We start from the raw sequence: 21,632 nt of genomic DNA, 5'->3' as shown, positions 1-21,632 counted from the left end.
CCAAGGTGGGTATCCAGCCACTGCCGTTTTGTGTGATCCCCGCTTTGCTGGCACACTGACCGAACGGATTTTCAGCCAGTGATCGGCCATGCTCTCTTCCTACAGCGTGTTAACTATCTCCTTGTTGTACATCACCTTGCTCTTCTTCGTTGCCTGGAGCGGAGAGCGGTGGTTTGGCGCGCTGAGGACCAAATTGGCTCCCTGGATCTACGGCTTCTCCCTGGCGGTGTACTGCTCCAGCTGGAGTATCCTTGGCACCGTCGGCCAGGCCGCTTACGACCCCTGGGCCTTCCTGCCCATCTATATCGGCCCGATTCTGCTGTTTACCGTCGGCTTCGGCTTCCTGCGCAAGCTGGTGATGGTGTCCAAGGCGCAAAACATCACCTCGGTGGCCGATTTCATCGCCGCCCGTTATGGCAAGTCGCAGCTGCTGGCGGGCCTGGTCACATTGATCGCCACCCTCGGACTGATGCCCTACATGGCGCTGCAGCTGAAAGCCTCGGTGGTGGTGCTGGGGCTGTTCGGCACCGAGCGGCCCTGGGACGAGGGGGTGATGGCGCTGATGATCACCCTTACCCTGGCGCTGTTTGCCATCTTGTTCGGTACCCGCAAGCTGGATGCCACCGAGCACAATCCCGGGATGATCCTGGCGGTGGCGTTTGAGTCCCTGGTCAAGCTGGTGGCATTCCTGCTGGTGGGCGGGGTGCTGGTGTTTGGTGTGTTTAACGGCCCCTGGGATGTGCTTGGTCAGGCTCAGGCAGAAAGCGTGGCTCCGGATATGACGTTGGACTTGGCCCACATCGCGCCGGAGGTGCTGATCTCCATGGCCGCCTTTGTCTGTCTGCCGCGGATCTTCCACACCATGGTGGTGGAGTGCGAAGACACCAACCATGTAGACCGGGCTCGCTGGGTACTGCCGCTCTACCTGGTGCTGATCTCGGTGTTCGTGGTGCCCCTGGCAATGGCCGGCCGGGTGCTGCTGGGCGATACCGTGCCGTCGGATACCTACATGATCACCATGCCCCAAGCTATCGGCGCCGACTGGCTGGCGGTGGTGGCGCTGCTGGGCACCATCTCGGCGGCCAGCTCTATGGTGATCGTGGCGGTGGTGACGGTGTCGATCATGATCAGTAATGAATGGCTGGTACCGCTGTCGCTGCGGGCCGGTTCCATCCGCGGCAAGAACTTCGATCAGTTTGCTGCCCGGCTGCTCAATGCCCGCCGCGCCATCATCCTGATGCTTTTGCTGCTGGGCTTCGCTGCCTACACCACCATTGGCGACGACGCGTCGCTGGCACGGATCGGCATGCTGGCCTTCGGCGCCTTTGCCCAGTTGGCGCCAGGTTTGGTGATGGCGCTGTACTGGAAGCACGGTCATCGTAATGGCGTGCTGGCAGGGCTGGCGGTGGGCTTTGGCGGCTGGTGTCTGGTGATGCTGCAGCCGATGATTGGCGATCTGGGCTGGCTGTTCCTGGGCCTGGACGACGCCATGAGCCAGATCCTGCTGTCGCTGCTGGGCAACGCCTTAACCTTCTTTATCGTCTCACTGCTGTCACACCAATCGGTCAGTGATCGGATCCAGGCCAGCGCATTCTTGCAGATCCCCGGTCGCCAACGGGACGAGAAGCGTCGCTCCGGCATGGTTAGCCAGCAAGACCTGCTGTTGATGACCAGCCGCTTTGTTGGCCCCAGCCGCGCCTACCGCAGCTTTGCCCGTTACTTCCCCACCGCCATCGCCCGGGAGACCTGGAACAAATCGGCTGAGCCGCGCATGGTGGAGCACGCCGAGCGACTGATCGCCACCGTGCTGGGGGCCTCCTCCGCCGCCACGGTGATGGAGAGCGTGATGCAGGGCCGGGACCTGGCACTGGATGAGGTGTTCTCCCTGGTGGATGACGCCAGTGCCAAGATCCTGCTCAGCCAGGACCAGATGCGCGGCGCCATTGAGCACGCCTTTGAGGGGATCAGTGTGGTCGACCCGGATCTCAACCTGGTGGCCTGGAACCGACGCTACGAAGAGCTGTTTGATTACCCCGAGGATTTCCTCAAGACCGGTATGCCGGTGGCGGAGATCATCCGCTACAACGCCGCCTTGGGCCGCTGTGGCCCGGGGCCGGTCTCTGCCCACGTGGCCAAGCGGGTCGCCTTTATGCAGGCCGGCTCCGCCCACACCTCGGAGCGGCGCCGCAGTGACGGCCGGGTGATCCGGATGCGGGGTAACCCGATGCCCGGTGGCGGCTTTGTCATGACCTTCTCCGACATCACCGACTTCCGTGCCCAGGAGCAGGCGCTCAAGGACGCCAACGAGAACCTGGAGGCCCGTGTGGCAGAGCGGACTTCGGAGCTGGCCCAGCTCAACGCCCGGCTGCTGGAGGCCAAGGCGGCGGAAGAGGTGGCCAACCAGTCCAAGACCAAGTTCCTGGCGGCGGTGGGCCACGACCTGATGCAGCCTCTTAACGCAGCGCGGCTGTTTACCGCCTCGTTGATGCAGGGCGATACCCTCAATGAGGGCGACCGCAACACCGTGTCGCACATCGCCGGCTCACTCAAAGGCGCCGGTGAGATGCTGTCGGATCTGCTCGACATCTCCAAGCTGGAGGCGGGCACCATGGCGGTGAACCGGCGGCCGGTGAACCTGCAGACGGTGCTGGGCTCGCTGATGGTGGAGTTCGAGGCGATGGCCGCCAACCAGGGGCTGAAGTTCAGCCACAAGCTGCGCAACCTGACGGTGGATACCGATCCCAACCTGCTGCGCCGGGTGGTACAGAACTTCCTGACCAATGCGCTGCGCTACACCGATACTGGCCGGATTTTGCTGGCCTGCCGTCGCCGTGGCGACAACCTGGAGCTGCAGATCTACGACACCGGCTGCGGCATCGACGACAGCGACGTAAAGGAGATCTTCAAGGAGTTTCGTCAGCTCAATGTGGAGGGCGAACGGGTTGGCCTGGGCCTGGGGCTGGCCATCGTTGATCGCATCGCCAAGGTGCTGGGTCATCCGCTGGCGGTGCGCTCCAACCTGGGCCAGGGCTCGATGTTCTCCGTCACCGTGCCCTTGGCACGGCGCGAGGTACAGGCGGAGAACCTGCTACTCAGTCGTTCCCAGCCGCTTAAAGACGTACGGGTGCTCTGCATCGACAACGAGGAGTCGATCCTGGCCGGGCTGGAGAGCCTGCTCAGTCGCTGGCAGTGCAAGGTGGTGGTGGCCAAGAGCTTCGATGAAGCGCGGATCCAGTTGGGGCTCAATGGCTTTGCCCCGGACATCATGCTGGCGGATTACCACCTGGATGAGGGCAAGACCGGACTGGAGGCGATGGACAAGCTGCGTGGCCTCTATGGCCAGGATCTGCCGGGCATACTGATCACCGCCGATACCAGACAGGAGCTGATGGAGGAGGTGGCTGAGAAGGGCTACGGCTTTATGGCCAAGATGGTACGGCCAGCGGCGCTGCGAGCGATGATCTCTGCGTCGCTGAAGGCACCGAAGGCGAGCCCGATCGCAGATTGACACTTCTCTGCACTGCTTTGTTCTGGCTTGATTGCATCTGGTTGGCGCTGCGCTCATAGTGCCGACCAGATGCGCAGTCAGCCCCTGTCTCAGTCTCAGCGGCATGCGCTAAGTCGATGATAACGAAAATAAAGAGCGACCCATGCCCCCAGCTTCTCTGCACCAGTTCCCGGTGTATCCTTTCGCCGCGTCTCTTGGGGTTGCGACCTCACTTCTGGCTCTGACCGGCTGTCAGCCAGCACCGCAGCAGGAGGCGCCGCGTCAGCCCAATGTGCTGGTGCTGTTTGCCGATGATCTGGGCTACGCCGATACCGGTTTTCAGCGCATCAGCCAGGATGTGGAAACCCCGAACATGGATCGCCTGGCGGCAGAGGGCGCGGTATTCAGCGCAGGCTATGTCACCGGCACCGTGTGCGGACCCTCCCGCGCAGGGCTGATGACGGGTCGTTATCAGCAGCGCTTTGGTTACCACGACAACACCGCGCCGTACTCCCGGGATGCGGACACTCCGCTGGGGTTGGACTTGAGCGTCCCCACCTTTGCCAACTACCTGCAGGACGCCGGCTATCGCACCGGCATGGTGGGTAAGTGGCACGACGCTGAGCCCATGGATTACTGGCCACACAACCGGGGCTTTGACGAGTTCTTTGGCTTTAACAACGGCGCGGCCACCTATTACGTCGGGCCGATGAACCAGGCCAAGCACGACTACAAGCCGGAGGCGGCGATCTACCGCAACGGCGAGCTGGTGGACAACTTTGACCAGTACCTCACCGACCGCTTTGGCGATGAGGCGGTGGATTACATCGACCGGCACAAGGCCGACCCCTTCTTCCTCTATGTCGCCTTCAATGCCATCCACTCGCCGATGGAGCCACGCAAGACCGACATGGATCGCTTTGCCCACATCGAGGATGAGGATCGCCGTAAGGCGGTGGCGATGAACTTCAACATGGATGAGAACATCGGCAAGATCCTCGACAAGCTGGAGCAGGAGGGTTTGATGGAAGAGACCCTGATCTTCTTCCTGGCGGACAACGGCGGTAAACCCAGCGACAACTTCTCACTCAACACGCCGCTGCGCGGCACCAAGGGCAGTTTCTGGGAAGGGGGGATCCGGGTGCCCTTTACCGCCACCTGGCGCGGTAAGATCCCGGCCCAGCAGCAGATCGATGAGCCGGTGATTGCGCTGGATATCCTCGCCACGGCGCTGGCGGCGGCCGAGGTCGAACAACAGCCGCAGTGGCAGTTGGAAGGGGAGGATCTGCTGCCGCTGCTCACCGGCGAACAGATGCAGTTGGCGGATCGCTACCTCTTTTGGGCCAACAGCCGCGGTTGGGCGGTGCGGGACCGGCACTGGAAGCTCTACAAGGAAAACGCCAATCGTAACCGTGAGCCGGCGCAACTGTTCCACCTCAGCGAGGATGTGGAGGAGCAGCACAACCTGGCCACCATCCTGCCCCATGAGGTGGCCCGACTGACGGAAGCTTACCGCCAGTGGGATGCCGACAATGACACCCCGCGCTGGGGCTGGAACCGCAACCAGTTTCCCCATTACAACGGCCACCACAGCCGGGAAGAGCGGTTGGCGGTGGAGGCGGTACTGCGCGATGCGGCGGACGAGGCCAACGAGGAGCGCCGGGCACGGGCCCGGGCCCTTATCGATGGGTTGGTCGATTAAGCCGAGATATGCCGTGAAAAAGCCCTCATCGTGAGGGCTTTTTGGTGTCTGGTGCTGGGCTTGTTGGTTGACGCTTTAGCTGCCGAAGGCCTTGGAGTAGTGCACCGCACCGGAGGGCGTCGCCTCACCGAAGCGGCAGGCCAGGAAATACTCCGGTGGCACATCGGGATAGTGCAGACCGTCGTAGTGGCGAAAACCAAAGCGCTGGTAATAGTTGGGGTCGCCAAGTACCACCACGCCGGCGATCCCCGAGCCTTCGGCTTTGGCCATCCCCGCCTTGGCTAACGCCGTACCGATCCCTTTTCCTTGCCACTCCGGTGCGACCGACAGCGGTGCCAGGCCCCACCATGCATGCTCATGGCCATTGATAGTAACCGGTGAAAAGGCGATGTGGCCGACGATGCGCCCGTCCAGCTCCGCAACCAGCGAGAGACGCAACTCGTGGCCATGGCGAAGGCGGTCGATGGCCAGGTGTTCGGTCGGCTCTGCACCGGGCGGATGGTAGGGGTGTCCCTTGAAGGCGTTGTACACCAGGGAGCGAATGTGGGCCTCATCGGCCAGGGTTTCCGGTCGAATGTCCATTTCTGAGGGCATGTCCGTTGGTTGAGGTTGAGATCCTGTATGGCGAGATCGACCGGTGGGATCACCCTGTCGATCAGTTGCCTCGCAGCCAGATTGGAGTGCTGACAAAACCGCCGCAACAGAGCATGGTCGAAAGCGATCGCAGTCGCCAGTGGCTGCATTAATGTGCGCCAGTTAACACTTTGGTTCTAGTGAGCCTTTTCGAGGGGTTACAGAGATTTACTTTTATTGGGTGGGATTTACGATGCTTTACCTAGAGGCGCCCGATTTCTGCGGTCGACCTCACTGCTTTTGGGGATTAAAGCCGGTGACGCAATGCCTGGCTTGAACACCACGCGCTTCGGCGCACCATAGTTTTCGCTGTCGGAGCCTGCACAACACTGCCAGTGCCGGTTTGTAATTGCAGCAAGCGCGAGGGACTCGACACCCTCGCGCTTTTTTCTTTCTGGGCTGCCGCCAATCAATTCTTGCCGAACAGCTTGCCTACCATGCCCATGATGCCGGATACACCGCCAACGGCCTCAAGCAGGCTGCCACCCTGGCTGGATTTGTCGATGATGGCGGGAAGCGCCTGGGATAAGCCCTGCTCGACATCCGCCTGCTCCATCCCCAGGTTCTGGGCGAACTGACCCAGTTTGTCCTGGCCGAACACGTTGGAGAGCTGGCCCGGATCGATGGGGTCGTTGGCGCCGTCACCCAGCCAGGACTGGGCAATCTGAGTTAAGCCGGCCCCATCCAGGCTACTGACGATCTGGCCCAGATCTATGCCGCTGCCATCCGCTTGCCCGCCCATCAACTCTGACAGGGCAGACGCCACCTGGTTATCGTCCTGGTTTGGGCCATTGTTGCCCTGATTGAACAGCTGTGCTGCCACTTGCAGTACTTGTTGCAGATCCATGGTTCGCCCCTTTGCTGAAACCTTCGGCACAGCCTAGACCAACTGGGCGTAGATGCCGGTTTGCTGGTTTGGGGCGGGGCACAAAAAAGCCACCGCAATGCGGTGGCTCGTCTTGGCATTAGCCTGATGTCACAGTGGGATTAGGCCTGCTGCTCAGCGATGTAGTTGTCCACCAACTGCTCCAGCACCGTCAGCGGCACCGCCCCGTTTTGCAGCACTACGTCATGGAAGTCTCGCAGGTCGAAGCGATCTCCCAGTGCGGTCTGGGCTTTTTCCCGCAGAGCCAGGATCTTGATCATCCCCACCTTGTAGGAGGTGGCCTGGCCGGGCATCACAATGTAGCGCTCAATCTCAGACACCACGTCGCTCTGGGCGATGCCGGTGTTGGCTTGCATGTAATCGATCGCCTCCTCGCGGGTCCAGCGTTTGGCGTGGATACCGGTGTCCACCACCAGGCGGACGGCACGGAACAGCTCGGCCTGCAGTCGACCGACGTTATCCAGCGGCTCTTGCTGGAAGCCCAGCTCCCAGGCCAGGTATTCGCTGTACAGCGCCCAGCCCTCGATGTAGGCGGTAAAGGGGGCGAAGCGGCGGAAGAAGGGCAGGCCACGCTGCTCCAGTCCCAGGGCAATCTGGAAGTGGTGACCGGGGATCCCCTCGTGGTAAGCCAGGGTACGCATGCCGTAAGTGGGAGTCGCTTGGATGTCATACAGGTTGGCAAAGAAGCGGCCCGGACGGCTGCCATCCAGGGATGGAGGCTGGTAATAGGCTCCGGGGGCGGTGGCTTCCTTAAACTCGGGGATCCGTACCACCTCCATGCCAGCATCAGGACGGATGCGGAAGGCGTCGCTTAACCCTTCATTGATCTCATCCAGGATGGTCTGGTAGTCCGCCAGGATTTGGGCACGGCCCTCGTCGCTGTCTTCGTAGTAGAAGCGGGGATCCGCTGCCAGCGCATCGATGGCCGCGGTGAAGCCCTGTTCGGTATCAAAGCCTTGCTGCTCAAGGATGGTGAGGATCTCAGCTTGGATCCGCGCTACCTCACTCAGGCCGAGTTGGTGAATGCTCTCGGCACTCATGTCGGTGGTGGTGTAGAAACGCAGGGAAGCCTGGTAAGCCTCATCCCCCTGGGGCAGGTGCCAGAGGCCATGGTCGTTGCCGGTTTTCGGCGCCACCCGCTCGAAGTAGTCGATCAGACGCTGGTAGGCCGGGTAGACCTCGGACTGGATCCGCCGCTCGGCTTCGGCCAGCAGCGTTTGTTGTTCCTCGTCGCTGATGGTACCGCTGTTGGCCATCTTGTCCGCCATGGTGGTGTAGAGGATGTTCTCCTTCACTGGTGTCGCGGTGAAGGCGGTCATCTCATCGAGCACGCGATCCACCACGAAACGCGGTGGCAGGATCTCAGCCTGTTCACGCAGTTCCAACCCCTCCAGGGTCTGGTCAAACTTCAGCCCTACCGCGGTGAGGCGTGACAGGTAGTGCTCTGCGCCCTGCGGGTCATTGATGGGGTGTTGCGCCTGCATAAAGCTGGGGTAGCCGTTCTGAACCCCAAATAGCTGGTTAACCGGGTAGTTGTGCAACCGGAATCGCTTGGCGTCTTCGGCCTGGTCCAGCAGGAAGAGGGCGATGGACTTGGACAGTTGGTCGGAGGGGGAGAGTTGCTCATCCTCGTAGGCCGAAATCTTAGCCTTGAGTGCGAGCACCCGCTCGAGGGTTTCAGCTTCGTGCTCCGGGCTGTTGTTGTTGAGCTTGGCATTAAAGCGGTTGATCCCGACTGACTCCAGCACTCCCAGGGTGGTGAGCATCTCCGGGTTGTCGAAGGCCAGCTTGACCACCTCACGGTCTACCAGCGAGCGGAAGCGCACCGGCTTGTCGGCGTACCATTCGTGGGCAGCGAAGCCGCCGGCTACCACGGCCGCAGTGAGCACCACCACGCCGCTGCCAACCAGAATTTTCTTTATCATTTTCAAGTCCATCTGCAATTTGTCCTCGCTATGGTATCGACTTTTGACTCGGATAGGTTGGGGGAAATGTAACGAAATCGTTTATTCCCCTGCTGCGGTAACAAACCGAGGTGCCATGGGAGCTGATGGGTCAAGCAGGGTCGGACCACTTGATCCCTCCGCATACGCATGTAACATGCTGGTAACAAGAGGGCTTTTGTCAGAAAGGAACTGGCAAAGGCGCTTGGCATCAACACGTCAGGGACTGACGGTAAACAGCAAGGAAGGCGTATGGCTATCAAGAAAACGATCGGCATCGGTTTGGTGTGGGCATTGGCGGGCTGCGGCGGAGGCGGTGGCGATGACGGTGGCTCACAAGGCAACACCCAGACACCCCCACCACCCCCAAGTGAGCACCAGGTCTCTATCGCCGCTGGCGAAGGCAGTGCCTTGGGCTTGGATGGCACCACCTTTGAGGCCGGTGAATCCATCAATATCGAAAGCGGCAGCACCGTCAGCTTTGAGATCAACCTGGCCGAGGGCTTTGAGCTGGTCTCGGTCAGCGGCTGTGGCGGTACCCTGGAAGGGAGCACCTTCACTACCGGCGAGATGACCGCTGATTGCACCATCACGGTGGAAACCAAGCCGGTAGAGCAGGGGGCTGGGCCCGGTGAAGAGGGTCCGGGAGAGGAGGGGCCTGGCGAGGAAGGCCCTGGTGAAGAAGGCCCGGGGGAGTTACCCACCGAACCAAACCCCGAGGCACCCACCGCAGAGGTGCTGTTTCCCTGGCAACAGGCCCGAGTAAAGGGCGAGACCCTGGTAGTCAGCGGTATCGCTTCCGACTCAGACGGGGTAGCCGAGGTCTTCGTTAATGGGGTTGCTGCAACACTGACCCCGGTATCGGCCGGTGTTGAATCATCGAACTTCACAACGTCCGATACCGATGAGGCAACGGAGGTTCAGTGGTCGGCTTCCATTCCACTGGAGCAAGCCGAGCAGCAGATGGTGTATGTGGCTACTCGCGATGCAGCCGGTAACCAGGGACTGGCCTCGGAATTGACGCTGACCTCGATGCTGGCTCCTACCACCTTCGCCATCGACAACCACAATAACCGCTTGATGGGGGGGACCGACGTCGGCGAGGTCAGCATTGTCGACCTTGAAACCGGAACCAGCACGGCGTTCTCCGTCCCAGGTTTGAACTGGGTCATGATGCCAGCCTATGTACCGGATCAGGATCGGCTGGTCCACGCGGCAGTTTATGATGGAGAGATCCATTTGATGGGCATCGATCTGGTGGAACAGACCCAGACCATGATCAAGAAGCACGATCTGGCACTGGAGCCGGTCCTGTGGAGCTTTGCCAATGTTCAGCAGATAGCTTACCGAGAGACCAATAACACCTTGTATCTGTTACTCACCTATTTTCCGGCCAGCAACAGCGCGCCAAGCCGCACCGTCATCTTCACCTACGACTTCGAAGAGGCTGTCTTGGAAGAGCTGGCTAGTGGACGGGCTCAGGATGGTACGACGTTTGACAGTGATGCTATGGCGCTCACCGATACGGGCATCCTGCTGTTCAATGACACCTTTGGTGGCGCGGATAGCGTAGTGGAGTTGGCATACGACGGCAGCACGATAGGGCCGCAAAGCGAGAGTCGCGACTTGACCCTGTCCAGCCTGGCCGTTGACGCCAACAGTAACGCCCTTGCCGCCGGGTATGAAGGGGTGGCGAAGTTCAACATTGTTACCGGCGAGGCCAGCGCGCTCTCCCTGGATTCTGATGACTCGGAACTGAAGTTTGCCCAGATCCGCAGCTCCGGGATGGATCCAGTCACGGGTAACCTATTGGTGGGCGATTCTCAGCGGGATATGGTTATCTCGGTGGACGCTGAAAGCGGTGACCGCTCCATCTTCCTGCACAATGGCATCGGTCAGGGGCCGAACTTGATAGCGCCCCGCTTCTTGGTCTTGGATGAAGCCAATCAGACTGTGTATTTGCACGATGATGGCGGCAATGTTGACGATAGAATTCTCGCCGTCGACCTCACCACGGGTGACCGCCGCGTAGTGCATCAATTTGAGGATCGTGCATCAGCCAATGGCCTGGCGCTGGACGCGGAAAATCAGGTGCTCTACGCCGCCATGAACTCCGATATCTACCAGATCCCTCTGGACGGCTCTTCCATTTCCCTGTTTGCTACTTATCCCCATTTTGATGAGTACGGTCAGGGGGAGTACACCAACATGGAGATGGACAAAGATGGCCAGCGCTTGTTGATGGTGGATTTCAAGCGCAATGAACTGGTTGGGATTGATCTGGGCTCTGGTGCCGTTACGGTCCTGGCCAGCGATGCGGTGGGTATGGGAGATAGCCTCAGTGGTCCTACAGGGATCAGTATGGGGGGGGAGCACGAGGCCTATGTGTACAGCGCAAGCGCAGGCGCGGTATACAAGGTGGATCTGCAAACCGGCGACCGCCACTTTGTCATCAATAGCTGCCGAAACCCGGTTGGTTATGAGCTTTTGCAAGACGACGACACCATGACCAATCTTCACTTTGATCCGGTAAACGAGCTGGTCTGGGTTGCTTCTGATGCACCGGTTGAAGTGGATGTGAATACCGGAGAGTGTCGCGTCCCAGAGTTCCTGGAGTTTAGCTTGGACATCGTTACCACCAGCAAAGGCCAAGTGCTGCTCAGCGATTTTAACCGCCTGTTCCAGTACTCGATGGACAGTGAGACGGCAGTGACCCTGTCGAAGTAAGCCCCCAGAAAGGCCAATGCTATTTGCATTGGCCTTTTTCTTATAAGTACATTTGTAACTTTCAAATGGTTATGGATGTTTCCACTAATTTCAAATTAATATTAATGCTGGGATTGGCTAATTATTATAGAGGGTTAAGTGAAGAGAATTGTTTTTATTTTGCTGATAAGAATAATTAGGGGTAACTATTTCATCATCCAAAAGTACTATGGTGCCGGAGGTATAGATATAGCTCGCTACCAGAACAGTTTGTTCTTCTCTGTTGCTTTTTCTCCTGTGAGTGCATATGTGGGATCTGCTTTGCTGGGTGAAGTATTAATAACGACAATATTGTTTATACTGTCTGGAATGATAATACCTTACTTTCTGGTGGCTGCAGCGGGGGGAGAAGATAGAGTCTATGTCAAGCGTGAAGAAATAGAGATTGGTGATGTTGAGAATGACAGTCTGCTGGCACATCTAGCATTTTGGTTTTCGTTCGTGATTTTCTATTTAGTCTCTTTAAAAATGGTGTTTGTTGTTTGACGTGTTTCTTAGGCCATCATCGTATTGTTACTCTTAACTTTATTAAAAGTGAAATATGGAATTGAGCATGGTAAGTTGATTAATATGAATAAACTATGGGCTGGAATACTATTATCGATTGCAATTGTACCGGTACAAGCAGTGGAGGTTGCCTATCCTATATCTGACGAATGCTTGGATACAGTTAAGTCATTCATAAGTGTAGATGTGGCTGGTATTGATACTAGAATTATTTCAATGGTTACACCACCGCCAAGTGCGAGGGCAGCTAACCATGTGTTATTAATAGATTCATCTCCTGAAAAATATATATCCTATGTAAACGAGCTTCATAAGGTAATCCATACATGTTCTCCAAGCGCTAGGCGTATATTCAGCGCAGAGGCCAATCTTAGTGAGGAGTTGAATAACTTCTTAAGTAGTCAAGAAGAGCCACGTGTTATCTATAATAGAGAAAGTGGTAACATCGTTATTTTTCATCATCGCTAGTTAGCGGCGATGTGTATACGCTCTTTGGATTGGGTTCTGGCCTTGGGCCCAACTGCGTGATTGGATTACTGCGCATCGGGACTCCTGTCCTTTCGAGGCTGAGTAACTAGTTCTGTTTAACGGCTAAGGAAAGCACAACCGAAGGGGTCAGGGTAGTTTGATTTCATCTTTGATTAACTTAGTGAAAAGTGTTGAATTTAAAGTGCTAATCGCACTAGTTATGCTTGGTGTCATTTACTTAATTATGGATGCTGTCGTGCTTGACTATCAGGACAATATTACGCATTACTCTATTGCCTTTTATTATAAGTTTGCGATTTGTGCTTTTTTATTAATTTCCATAACGAGCCTTGGTTATAGTGAAAAAGGGGTGGTGGAATCTACGATGTTTCACTTTTCAGTGTCGGTGTTGTGCCTCTGGTTTGGTCTGTCGAACTTGTTACTCTCGAATGTAGAACTTAGTAAGTACGTTGGGCTCATTGTCTTCATTGGTTGCTTCAGCCTATTTAATGTCCTTAGTGACGCATTGGAAATGCTTAGAGAAAAACAAGTGTTTGACATGGGTACCCTTAGAATTATTCAGAAGGTGGTTAATGTTTTACTATTCTCTACCATCTGCCTTTCAATTTATATTGTTGTGTCAGGAAAGTGGACTTGGGTGATACAGTCACCATTTGATTGGGGGCATTAGTTTGTAAGGCGCATATTAATTATAATTTGTCATGAGTAGTGTGAAGTCCCATTGATAAATGGTTTTGTTAAGTGCTTCGTTGGCAGGGTGTCCAGTATCAGTAGTACTGAGCAGCCTTTGCCTGCAGGCAGGTCGGCGATCGGCAGCGCCGCTAGCTGGTGATTCAGTAATGCGATAACCAGCCATGGCTAGTCTGCGGGAACAAGACGGATGGGATCGTTGAGTCGTATCTCTCCCCCGCTGATCACCCGGGCGCATAAGCCGCCATGGCCACGCATGGCGTTAAAGCCGCCGGGACCCAGCGCCATCTCCATCTTTTTGCAGGGCGGGCAGCCCTCCGTACCCTCAAGCACCACCTCGCCGATGGAAAAGCGCTGGTTGCGTAGCGCAAGCAGGTTGATGCCGGAAACCACCAGGTTGCGCCGCAACAGGGCAGGGGAGAGTGTCTCGGTATAGCCCGATAGAGCCGCGATCACCGCCAGGTGCTCCTGCTGAATCAAGGTGACCTGTCGCTTACCACGCTGGCAGCGATCCCCCTCAAGACCCTGCGCAGCCGTGACATTAACCTGCTTTACGGCTGTCATCGGCTCACCCCGTTCGGAGCGAATGCCAATCCATTGCAACTGGCCTGTTTGGGGCAGGGTGCGGTAGAGACGTTCCAACTGGCTGCTCATGGTTAAACCTTTCGTTAATGTCGAATTGATTGGTCGTTTTACTGCGCTTTTATGTCGAATTTGTTGGGCTTAAAGTGAGGGCATCAACGGATGAGGAACCCATTATGTCAGTACGTAAACTACAGCACATTGAGCGCTCTCACCCCACCTCTGATGGGGATGGCGTGAAGATCCGCCGCATTGCCGGCTTCCAGGGCCACAAGATGGATCCCTTCCTGATGCTGGACGAGCTCAAAGCCGACGACTCCAAGGATTACGTGGGCGGTTTTCCTCCGCATCCCCACCGTGGTATTGAAACCCTGACCTTGATGCTCAACGGTCATTTTCGCCACCAGGATCATATGGGCAATGTGGGTGAGCTGCGTGACGGCGGTGCCCAATGGATGAGCGCGGGTCGCGGTGTGATCCACTCTGAGCTGCCGATCACCACCGATGGCGCCTTGCATGGCTTCCAGCTGTGGATCAATCTGCCCGCTGCCAAGAAGATGCAACCGGCGGACTATCGTGACTTCCAACCCGAGTCCATTCCTCAGGTGGCTTTGGCGGAGCAATTACAGGCTCGCGTGGTAAGTGGCGAGATAGAGGGTGTCAGCGGGCCGCTGAACAAGCCCGCGGTGCCGATGCTGGTAGCGGACGTTATCGGCTCCGGGGAGTTGGATCTGCCGCTGGACCCAAGCTTTAAGGTGATGGCCTACCTCTACAAAGGCAGTGCCATGGTGGAGAGCAAAGCCATCGAGGCCGGCAACATGCTCTTCTTCGGTGCCGGTGAACGGCTGCAACTGCAAGGGGAGGGGATGGGGCTGCTGCTTCTTGCGGGCCAGCCCATTGGTGAACCCGTAGTGCACTGGGGCCCCTTTGTGATGAACAGCCAGAGCGAGATCGAGCAGGCCATCCGGGATTACCAGGCCGGCACCCTGACTAGCTGATCCCAACTGGGTAGCTTGATCGGTTATCAATGGCACCGTCGCAAGGCGGTGCCTTTGCTATTGGCAGCCTGATCCTGTCGCCACGGGTCGTATTTGCGGCGTAGGCTTGCGTGACCCTGGTCACAAAAAGGCGAAATCACTGCAGTGAGTAACTTGGTGGGGAAAGGGAAATGGCGGCCTGATCACTCAGCTTGCCAGCCTCAAGAGCACCGATTACTGACCAAATGGACAGTTCTTGCCCGGTTATCGTCTAGTTTAAGCAGTTAACGCTTGTGCATTGCTGTTCACCTGTCGTATGTCCTTATGCTTTTGAGGTTATTAGATATAACCATGAGTTATTTATGGGCTATTGGCGGGCTCGCTAGCATCGGCCCATTCCAATCTCTTTTTCCGTCTAGCCAAGACGGAGATGCCAACGCCTCGAGGTAGTAATGATGAAGCAATGGTTCACTTCTTTCGTGCTGGTCGCCACCAGCTTGCTGGGGGGCGCTCAAGCTGCCCACGCGTCCGACGGCGCGGTTCAGATCAACCAGGTTAAGGTGGGTATGTCGGGTCGCTATTTCCCCTTCACCTTCAGTGAGCGTGGCGAGCTGAAAGGTTTCGAGGTGGACCTGTGGAACGAGATTGGTGAGCGCAACGGCTACCAGGTGGAGTTTGTTACCGCTAGTTTCTCCGGCCTGTTTGGCATGCTGGAGACCGGCCGCATCGACACCATCTCCAATCAGATCACCGTGACTGAAGAGCGTCAGGCCCGTTACCAGTTCGCTGAGCCCTACGTGATTGATGGTGCCCAGGTGGTGGTGCGTCGTGGCAACGACAGCATCAATGGTCTGGAGGACCTGTCCGGTAAGGTGGTGGCGGTGAACCTGGGTTCCAACTTTGAACAGCTGTTGCGCAACAGTCCCAATGCTGACCAGATCACCATCCGCACCTACGATGCCGGCATCGAGCAGGATGTGGCGCTGGGTCGTGCTGATGCCTTCGTGATGGACCGTCTTTCTGCCAAGCAGCTGATCAAGGAGAGTAACCTGCCGTTGCAGCTGGCGGGCGACACCTTCACCCAGATTGAGAGTGCCTGGCCGTTCCGAATGGACAAGCGCAGTGCCCAGCTGAAGACTGAGGTGAACACTGCCCTGGCAGCGATGCGCGCCGATGGCACCCTCGCCAAGATCTCCGTGAAGTGGTTCGACGTCGACATCACCGAATAATCCCCCGTAGCCCCATCGGCTGGCTTTGCCGTCGATGGGGCTACGCCACTGACTAGAGCGCACTCATGGGCTTTGATTTCGATTACATGGTCTCGCTGCTGCCCTTCCTGATGGGGCACCTGGGGGCCACACTGCAGATGGCCCTGTGGGGGCTGCTGTTTTCTATGGTGCTGGCTACCGCCATCGCTGTGATACGGGTGTTCCGTTGGCCGGTGCTAGATCAGCTTTGTCAGCTGTACATCAGCTTCTTCCGAGGTACCCCGCTGCTGGTGCAGCTGTTCCTGCTTTATTACGGCTTACCCCAGGTGTTTCCCAGCCTGGTGGGGATGGATGCCTTTACCGCGGCGATCCTGGGCCTGACCCTGCACTTTGCTGCCTATAAGGCGGAGAGCATTCGCGCCGCTATCCTCGGGGTGGACCGCCACCAGATGGAAGCGGCCCTGTCGGTAGGGATGACCCAGGGTCAGGCGATGCGTCGCATCATCCTGCCCCAGGCCAGCCGTATCGCCTTGCCCTCGTTGATGAACTACTTCATCGATATGATCAAATCCACCTCGTTGGCCTTCACCCTTGGGGTGGCAGAGATCATGGCCGCAGCGCAGATGGAGGCCTCCTCCAGCTTCAAGTTCTTTGAGGCTTTCCTGGCGGTGGCGCTGATCTACTGGGCCATCGTGGTGGTGCTGACCCAACTGCAAAGCTGGGCGGAGTCCCGCCTTAACCGCGCCTACCAACGGTGATGACATCCCATGATTAAGATTGACCTGCTGAAGAAGTCCTTTGGCGAGAACACCATCCTGGATGGCATCGACTTGACCATCGAAACCGGCGAGATCGTGGTGATCATCGGCTCCTCCGGCACCGGCAAGTCCACCTTGCTGCGCTGCATCAACTTCCTAGAGCGGGCCGAACAGGGCTGCATCCAGGTGGGTGAGGTCGCCGTTGACGCGGCCAAGGCCAGTCAGAAAGAGATCCTGGCGCTGCGTCGACATATCGGCTTTGTGTTCCAGAACTACGCCCTGTTTGCTCACCAGACCGCCAAGCAGAACATTGCTGAAGGGCTGATCACCGTGCAGAAGCAGCCCAAGGCCGAGGCCTATAACAAGGCGGAGGCGATCCTGTCGGAGATTGGCTTGGCCGATCAGGTGGATCAATACCCGGCTTCGCTGTCCGGCGGGCAGCAGCAGCGGGTGGGGATAGGCCGGGCGATGGCGCTCAATCCGGACATTCTGCTGTTTGATGAGCCCACCTCGGCACTGGACCCAGAATGGGTAGGTGAGGTGCTCAACCTGATGAAGCAGCTGGCCCAGCAGCATCAGACCATGCTGATCGTGACCCACGAGATGCAGTTCGCCCGCGAGGTGGCAGACCGGGTGATCTTTATGGCGGGGGGCAAGATCGTTGAGCAGGGCACGCCCAGCGAGATCTTCGAACGGCCGCAAGACCCGCGCCTGCAGCAGTTCCTCCGTCAGGTGAACCACTGAGTATCAGCTGCAAGGCACAGCCTCTAAAGAAAGCCCCGGGCAATGGCCCGGGGCTTTTTTGTATGGTCGCCGCGGCAACAGCGCCAGCATATGGCGCTTGTGCTGGGGCTATGAGCTCACCATACCCAGCTGTTGCGCCTGCGCTATCAACGCCTCACCGAAGCCCTGGACCACCGAGGTATCGGCGACGGAGGGGGCCAGCCACAAGGTGATGGGCACCACCGGCAGTTGCACCAGCTCCTTGACCTGAAGCCGCCTGAGGGTGCCTCGCTCGATGTGGGGTGCCACGATGGCCGCCGGCAGGATGCTCCAGCCCTGGTTAGCTGCCACCATCTCCAGCAGCAATTCAACAGAGCCGATGACTTCTAGCGAGCGGCCCACCTGAAACAGCGGAGCGAGGGTGCTGTCGGCCAGCTCCTGGTGGATCAGCTGACGGCTGCTGGCCAATGCAGAGGCATCGAGCAGCTCGGGTAGCAGCGCCTGCGGTCCGGCGACAAACTCCATCGACATGTTGGCCAGGTAGCTTACCGCCATGGGCGCTGTGCTGGTGGGGTTGGGGTTAAGGGTCAGGCCCACATCAATCGTCTGAGCCAGCAACGCAGCGCGGATCTGCTCCTTTTCCAGTTGGAGCACTTCGAGCTGAACATTGGCAAAGCGCTGCCGCAGTTGCGCCATGGCCTGACTGACCAGCTGGGCCGGGATCAGTGGACTGATGGCTAGCGACAAGGTGCTCTTCTCCTCGTCCAATAGCTGGTAGGCGAACTCGTGAAAGGCCTCGGATTCGGCGCAGAGCCGCTTGGCCCGCCCCAGCAGTCGCTCACCGGCGCTGGTGAGGATTGGTAACTTGCCGCTGCGCTCAAACAGCGCCACCCCCAGTTCGTCCTCCATCGCCGCAATCATCTGGCTGAGGGTGGAGCGGTCTTTGCCCAGGCGTTTGGCCGCCAGGGTGATGTTGCCGGTGTCGGCCACGGCGACAAAGGCGAGCACCTTGTTAAGGCTGATGGTCATGGCGATGGTCTCCAAGCGCAGGGTTCTATCGTGGGATTATCCCACGATAACCAATTACGAACCACATGGCAGAGTCATTAGTATCCAATGCATATCGCTGCAGAATGCGGCAATTGATAAGGAATTTATGATGACTCTTCCGTTACGTAAAACCATCGCTGCGTTGGCGATTGGCCTATCGGCACAACTGAGCGCTGCCAGCCTGACCGAGTCCGTTCAGGCAGACACCGAGCGCCTGACCGGGATCTTCGAGCACATCCATGCCCATCCCGAGGTAGGGTTTGCCGAGGTTGAGACCGCGGCATTGGTGGCCAGGGAACTGCGTGCCCAGGGCTTTGAGGTGCACGAGGGGATTGGCCGTACCGGTGTGGCGGCGGTGCTGCGCAACGGCGAGGGCCCCACGGTGATGTTCCGGGCTGACATGGACGCGCTGCCGGTCAAAGAGGAGACCGATCTGCCCTATGCAGCAGTCACACCCACCCGCAACCTGTTTGGCCAGGAGATCTACGCCATGCACGCTTGCGGCCATGATGCCCACACCACCTGGCTGATTGGTATGGCCAAGCAACTGGCCGAGCGTAAGGACCAGTGGCAGGGCACCGTGGTGCTGATCGCGCAGCCAGCGGAGGAGCTGATCATGGGCGCCACGGCGATGGTGAAGGATGGCCTGTTCGACAAGGTGCCCAAGCCGGATGTGCTGATCGCCGGCCATACCCATGCGGTTCTGCCGGCGGGCAGTGTGGCCATCAGCGAGGGTCGCCGGATGGCGGGCACCGACCAGCTGGATGTAACCCTGAAAGGGGTAGGGGGCCACGGCTCTACGCCCCACGGTGCCATTGACCCTGTGGTGATGTCGGCTATGGCGATCATGGGCTATCAGACCATTGTCTCCCGCACCCTGGACCAGGCCCAGCCTGCCGTGTTGACGGTGGGGGCCATCAATGCCGGCACTGGCAACAACATCATTCCGGATGAGGCGGTGTTGAAGCTCAACCTGCGTTGGTACCGCAATGCCGAGCGGGAGATGATGATCGAGGGGATCAAGCGGGTGACCGACAACATCGCCCAAATGTACGGCGTACCGGAAGACCGCATGCCCACCTACGAGATGAAGGGCTATTCCACCCCGGTGATCAATCCGCTAGAGCAAACCGAGATCGCTCGTCAGGCGATGGTCAACGCCTTGGGCGAAGACAAGGTGATGCAGGGCTTCCCGCCGGTGATGGGCTCTGAAGACTTCCATATGCTGACCTTCCCTTACCCTGAGGTGCCGGTAGTGTTTGTTGAGGTGGGCTCCGGCACGGCTCAAGGCTGGGACAACTTCGTCAACGATGGCATCCTGCCTCGCTACCTGAACCACCACCCCAAGTTTATGGTTCAACCGGAAGCGATCCCGTCGGGCACCGTGGCACTGACCTCGGTGGTGCTGGAGTTTCTTGAGCAGAAATAAGCGGGCTGGGCGCTAGGAGCTAGGAGCTAGGAGCTAGGAGCTAGGAGCTAGGAGCTAGGAGCTAGGAGCTAGGAGCTAGGAGCTAGGAGCTGGGTACTAGGAGCCAAGAGCCTAGGCTGGTAGCGCATGAACAAAAGCCCCGGGCAATGGCCCGGGGCTTTTTTGTTTTTGTCTGTCCGACAATTAGGCCATGGATGCTGCCGGAGTTTGCGCCTGCAGCCCCTTGAGCCAGCGGCCGTAGAGCAGGATCCCCAGGGCGGAGAAGCTGCCAATGGCGGCGATCAGGTACCAGGCAAAGCCGATGTTGTGCATGTCGTACAGGGTCTGGGTCAGCAACTGGGCGTTCTGACCGGTGAACTCTACCAAGCGCATGAAGGCTTCCCCTTCCGGGATAGCAGCGATGGCGTCCAGGCTCATCCCTTCATCGGCCAGCATCTGGCGGGAGAAACGCTCCTTGGAGGCGTAGAGCTCGTACAGCTTGGGCCCGAAATAGCCCTCCAGGCCCCAGCCGATCCCCTGCGGCAACATCACAAAGCCCAGGTACATCGCCTTCTTGCCTGCCGGGGCGATGTTGCCCATGAACTCGTTCTTCTTCGGGCTGATCATCATCTCACCCAAGCTGAACAGGGCGATGGCAAACACCATGGCCCAGGCAAAGTTGGAGCTGCCGATGATCAGGAAGGCAACGATGCTGGCCACCGCACCCGCCACCATGGCGGTGGTGATGCGGAACTTGGCGGTCAGTGCGGCGATGAGGAAGCAACTGGTCATGATCATGCCGGCGTTGAGGTTCAGCATCCCCTCGGGCATCACCTTGGTGCCGGTGTTATCCAGCCCCAGCCAGAACTGGGCGATGCCGCTTTGGGTGCCGTCCGGACCAAACAGGTCGCGCACGATCACCGAGGTGTCCACCCATTCGGAGATGTGCACCGGCAGCACGTCAAACAGCGCGTTGAACAGGAACCAGAAGCCGGAGAAGACAATCATGTACCAGAACACGATGGGCTTTTTCAGCTCGCGCCAGGCGTCTTTCCACAGCGCCTCTTGCTGGATCTCACCGCTTTTGATCTTGGCGTTGCGCTCCAGACGCTCCGCTTTGCCGGGTTCTTTGTAGGCCAGCAGCAATAGGAAGTTGAGAGAGATGATGGCAGCACAGGCAAAAAACACGTTCTCCCAGGCCAACTGGCGCAGATGTACCGCCATCAACGGGCCCAGGAAGCCACCGATATTGACGGTCTGGTAGAAGATCCCCCAGGCCATGGAGCTGTTGTCCTTGCGGGTCGCCAGCACCAGGGTGCCCTGGATCCCCGGTTTGAAGATCCCGGTCCCGATGGCCAGTAGTACTGCGCCAAACAGGAAGCCGTAGAAGCTTGGGTAGAAGGCCATCACCAGGTAGCCGGCGATCTTGATCACCGTGGAAAGGAAAATGGTCTCCTTGTAGCCGATGCGGTCGGAAACACCGCCGGTAAACACCGGCACAAAGGTCTGCAGTATCGCCCAGATCATCAGGATGATACCGAAGTCCCCCATGGTGATCCCCAAACCGCCGGCGGAGGCGGGGGCTTTGGCGTAGAGAGCGGCGGAGCTCTTCACCCCGTAGTAGGCCAGCCGCTCAATCAGCTCCATGCCCCCCACCAGCCAGAACACGTAACTGAGGCTGGCGATGGAGGCCCAAAGGCCCAGTTGTTTCACTTCCCTGAGGTCATTGTCGGTATGCGCGTTGCTCATCCCTGTTGTCCAGATGTTGTTTTTAATGGGGTTGGACGTTACCGCAGTGCGGCATTAATGGGAATGGGACAGAC

The 21,632-nt window shown here is 58.3% G+C and carries 17 protein-coding genes; 11 read left to right on the top strand and 6 right to left on the bottom strand.

Annotated elements, in window-relative coordinates:
* Positions 1 to 88: 88 nt before the first annotated feature.
* Both BUC04_RS03410 and BUC04_RS03405 read left to right on the top strand, forming a co-directional pair.
* Positions 89 to 3,508, top strand: coding sequence for a PAS domain-containing hybrid sensor histidine kinase/response regulator (locus BUC04_RS03410; RefSeq protein ID WP_067658672.1), 3,420 nt, complete (start codon positions 89 to 91; stop codon positions 3,506 to 3,508).
* 142 nt (positions 3,509 to 3,650) lie between these two features.
* The gene (locus BUC04_RS03405) at positions 3,651 to 5,189 is read left to right on the top strand and encodes a sulfatase-like hydrolase/transferase (protein ID WP_067658670.1); all 1,539 of its coding nucleotides are present in this window, start codon (positions 3,651 to 3,653) and stop codon (positions 5,187 to 5,189) included.
* Positions 5,190 to 5,264: 75 nt separating this feature from the next.
* Here the strand turns inward: BUC04_RS03405 and BUC04_RS03400 are convergent, their stop codons facing one another.
* The 3 genes from BUC04_RS03400 to BUC04_RS03390 form a co-directional block, all read right to left on the bottom strand.
* Positions 5,265 to 5,771, bottom strand: a complete 507-nt coding sequence (locus BUC04_RS03400) for a GNAT family N-acetyltransferase (protein ID WP_067658668.1) — start codon at positions 5,769 to 5,771, stop codon at positions 5,265 to 5,267.
* A gap of 460 nt (positions 5,772 to 6,231) precedes the next feature.
* The gene (locus tag BUC04_RS03395) at positions 6,232 to 6,669 is read right to left on the bottom strand and encodes a YidB family protein (protein WP_067658666.1); all 438 of its coding nucleotides are present in this window, start codon (positions 6,667 to 6,669) and stop codon (positions 6,232 to 6,234) included.
* A gap of 140 nt (positions 6,670 to 6,809) precedes the next feature.
* On the bottom strand, positions 6,810 to 8,633 hold the full coding sequence (locus BUC04_RS03390; protein WP_143165518.1) for a DUF885 domain-containing protein: 1,824 nt from the start codon (positions 8,631 to 8,633) through the stop codon (positions 6,810 to 6,812).
* 270 nt (positions 8,634 to 8,903) lie between these two features.
* Between BUC04_RS03390 and BUC04_RS03380 the strand changes: the two genes are divergently transcribed.
* The 4 genes from BUC04_RS03380 to BUC04_RS03370 all read left to right on the top strand — a co-directional run bounded on the left by BUC04_RS03380 (position 8,904) and on the right by BUC04_RS03370 (position 13,083).
* The gene (locus BUC04_RS03380) at positions 8,904 to 11,378 is read left to right on the top strand and encodes an NHL repeat-containing protein (RefSeq protein ID WP_067658663.1); all 2,475 of its coding nucleotides are present in this window, start codon (positions 8,904 to 8,906) and stop codon (positions 11,376 to 11,378) included.
* Between the two features lie 138 nt (positions 11,379 to 11,516).
* Positions 11,517 to 11,903 carry a hypothetical protein gene (locus tag BUC04_RS03375; RefSeq protein WP_067658660.1) on the top strand — a complete coding sequence of 129 codons (387 nt, stop codon included), beginning with the start codon at positions 11,517 to 11,519 and terminating at the stop codon, positions 11,901 to 11,903.
* An 84-nt stretch (positions 11,904 to 11,987) separates the two neighbouring features.
* Positions 11,988 to 12,392, top strand: a complete 405-nt coding sequence (locus BUC04_RS23530) for a hypothetical protein (RefSeq protein WP_143165517.1) — start codon at positions 11,988 to 11,990, stop codon at positions 12,390 to 12,392.
* 181 nt (positions 12,393 to 12,573) lie between these two features.
* A complete protein-coding gene (locus tag BUC04_RS03370) occupies positions 12,574 to 13,083 on the top strand; it encodes a hypothetical protein (RefSeq protein ID WP_143165516.1) in 510 nt (169 codons plus the stop codon).
* Between the two features lie 188 nt (positions 13,084 to 13,271).
* On the opposite strand, the gene BUC04_RS03365 is transcribed toward BUC04_RS03370, so the two are convergent.
* Positions 13,272 to 13,757 carry an MOSC domain-containing protein gene (locus tag BUC04_RS03365; protein ID WP_067658654.1) on the bottom strand — a complete coding sequence of 162 codons (486 nt, stop codon included), beginning with the start codon at positions 13,755 to 13,757 and terminating at the stop codon, positions 13,272 to 13,274.
* 104 nt (positions 13,758 to 13,861) lie between these two features.
* Between BUC04_RS03365 and BUC04_RS03360 the strand changes: the two genes are divergently transcribed.
* The 4 genes from BUC04_RS03360 to BUC04_RS03345 all read left to right on the top strand — a co-directional run bounded on the left by BUC04_RS03360 (position 13,862) and on the right by BUC04_RS03345 (position 17,372).
* Complete coding sequence (locus BUC04_RS03360; RefSeq protein ID WP_067658651.1) at positions 13,862 to 14,683, top strand: pirin family protein; 822 nt, start codon at positions 13,862 to 13,864, stop codon at positions 14,681 to 14,683.
* 431 nt (positions 14,684 to 15,114) lie between these two features.
* Complete coding sequence (locus BUC04_RS03355; protein ID WP_234977309.1) at positions 15,115 to 15,891, top strand: amino acid ABC transporter substrate-binding protein; 777 nt, start codon at positions 15,115 to 15,117, stop codon at positions 15,889 to 15,891.
* A 65-nt stretch (positions 15,892 to 15,956) separates the two neighbouring features.
* Positions 15,957 to 16,628 carry an amino acid ABC transporter permease gene (locus tag BUC04_RS03350; RefSeq protein ID WP_067658649.1) on the top strand — a complete coding sequence of 224 codons (672 nt, stop codon included), beginning with the start codon at positions 15,957 to 15,959 and terminating at the stop codon, positions 16,626 to 16,628.
* A 9-nt stretch (positions 16,629 to 16,637) separates the two neighbouring features.
* Positions 16,638 to 17,372 carry an amino acid ABC transporter ATP-binding protein gene (locus tag BUC04_RS03345; RefSeq protein WP_067658645.1) on the top strand — a complete coding sequence of 245 codons (735 nt, stop codon included), beginning with the start codon at positions 16,638 to 16,640 and terminating at the stop codon, positions 17,370 to 17,372.
* Between the two features lie 108 nt (positions 17,373 to 17,480).
* On the opposite strand, the gene BUC04_RS03340 is transcribed toward BUC04_RS03345, so the two are convergent.
* On the bottom strand, positions 17,481 to 18,380 hold the full coding sequence (locus BUC04_RS03340) for a LysR family transcriptional regulator (protein WP_143165515.1): 900 nt from the start codon (positions 18,378 to 18,380) through the stop codon (positions 17,481 to 17,483).
* Positions 18,381 to 18,510: 130 nt separating this feature from the next.
* On the opposite strand from BUC04_RS03340, the gene BUC04_RS03335 reads away from it, so the two are divergent.
* Complete coding sequence (locus BUC04_RS03335; protein WP_067658639.1) at positions 18,511 to 19,830, top strand: amidohydrolase; 1,320 nt, start codon at positions 18,511 to 18,513, stop codon at positions 19,828 to 19,830.
* 183 nt (positions 19,831 to 20,013) lie between these two features.
* On the opposite strand, the gene BUC04_RS03330 is transcribed toward BUC04_RS03335, so the two are convergent.
* On the bottom strand, positions 20,014 to 21,558 hold the full coding sequence (locus BUC04_RS03330) for an MFS transporter (protein WP_067658636.1): 1,545 nt from the start codon (positions 21,556 to 21,558) through the stop codon (positions 20,014 to 20,016).
* Positions 21,559 to 21,632: the final 74 nt, after the last annotated feature.

The organism is Ferrimonas marina, from assembly GCF_900129905.1.
GTDB lineage: Bacteria > Pseudomonadota > Gammaproteobacteria > Enterobacterales > Shewanellaceae > Ferrimonas > Ferrimonas marina.
This window is presented reverse-complemented; position numbering and strand designations above follow the sequence as displayed.

Coding starts and splice junctions, on each gene's coding strand:
- BUC04_RS03410 (WP_067658672.1), top strand. CDS start 89: ATGCTCTCTTCCTACAGCGTGTTAACTATCTCCTTGTTGTACATCACC.
- BUC04_RS03405 (WP_067658670.1), top strand. CDS start 3,651: ATGCCCCCAGCTTCTCTGCACCAGTTCCCGGTGTATCCTTTCGCCGCG.
- BUC04_RS03400 (WP_067658668.1), bottom strand. CDS start 5,771: ATGGACATTCGACCGGAAACCCTGGCCGATGAGGCCCACATTCGCTCC.
- BUC04_RS03395 (WP_067658666.1), bottom strand. CDS start 6,669: ATGGATCTGCAACAAGTACTGCAAGTGGCAGCACAGCTGTTCAATCAG.
- BUC04_RS03390 (WP_143165518.1), bottom strand. CDS start 8,633: ATGATAAAGAAAATTCTGGTTGGCAGCGGCGTGGTGGTGCTCACTGCG.
- BUC04_RS03380 (WP_067658663.1), top strand. CDS start 8,904: ATGGCTATCAAGAAAACGATCGGCATCGGTTTGGTGTGGGCATTGGCG.
- BUC04_RS23530 (WP_143165517.1), top strand. CDS start 11,988: ATGAATAAACTATGGGCTGGAATACTATTATCGATTGCAATTGTACCG.
- BUC04_RS03365 (WP_067658654.1), bottom strand. CDS start 13,757: ATGAGCAGCCAGTTGGAACGTCTCTACCGCACCCTGCCCCAAACAGGC.
- BUC04_RS03360 (WP_067658651.1), top strand. CDS start 13,862: ATGTCAGTACGTAAACTACAGCACATTGAGCGCTCTCACCCCACCTCT.
- BUC04_RS03355 (WP_234977309.1), top strand. CDS start 15,115: ATGATGAAGCAATGGTTCACTTCTTTCGTGCTGGTCGCCACCAGCTTG.
- BUC04_RS03350 (WP_067658649.1), top strand. CDS start 15,957: ATGGGCTTTGATTTCGATTACATGGTCTCGCTGCTGCCCTTCCTGATG.
- BUC04_RS03345 (WP_067658645.1), top strand. CDS start 16,638: ATGATTAAGATTGACCTGCTGAAGAAGTCCTTTGGCGAGAACACCATC.
- BUC04_RS03340 (WP_143165515.1), bottom strand. CDS start 18,380: ATGACCATCAGCCTTAACAAGGTGCTCGCCTTTGTCGCCGTGGCCGAC.
- BUC04_RS03335 (WP_067658639.1), top strand. CDS start 18,511: ATGACTCTTCCGTTACGTAAAACCATCGCTGCGTTGGCGATTGGCCTA.
- BUC04_RS03330 (WP_067658636.1), bottom strand. CDS start 21,558: ATGAGCAACGCGCATACCGACAATGACCTCAGGGAAGTGAAACAACTG.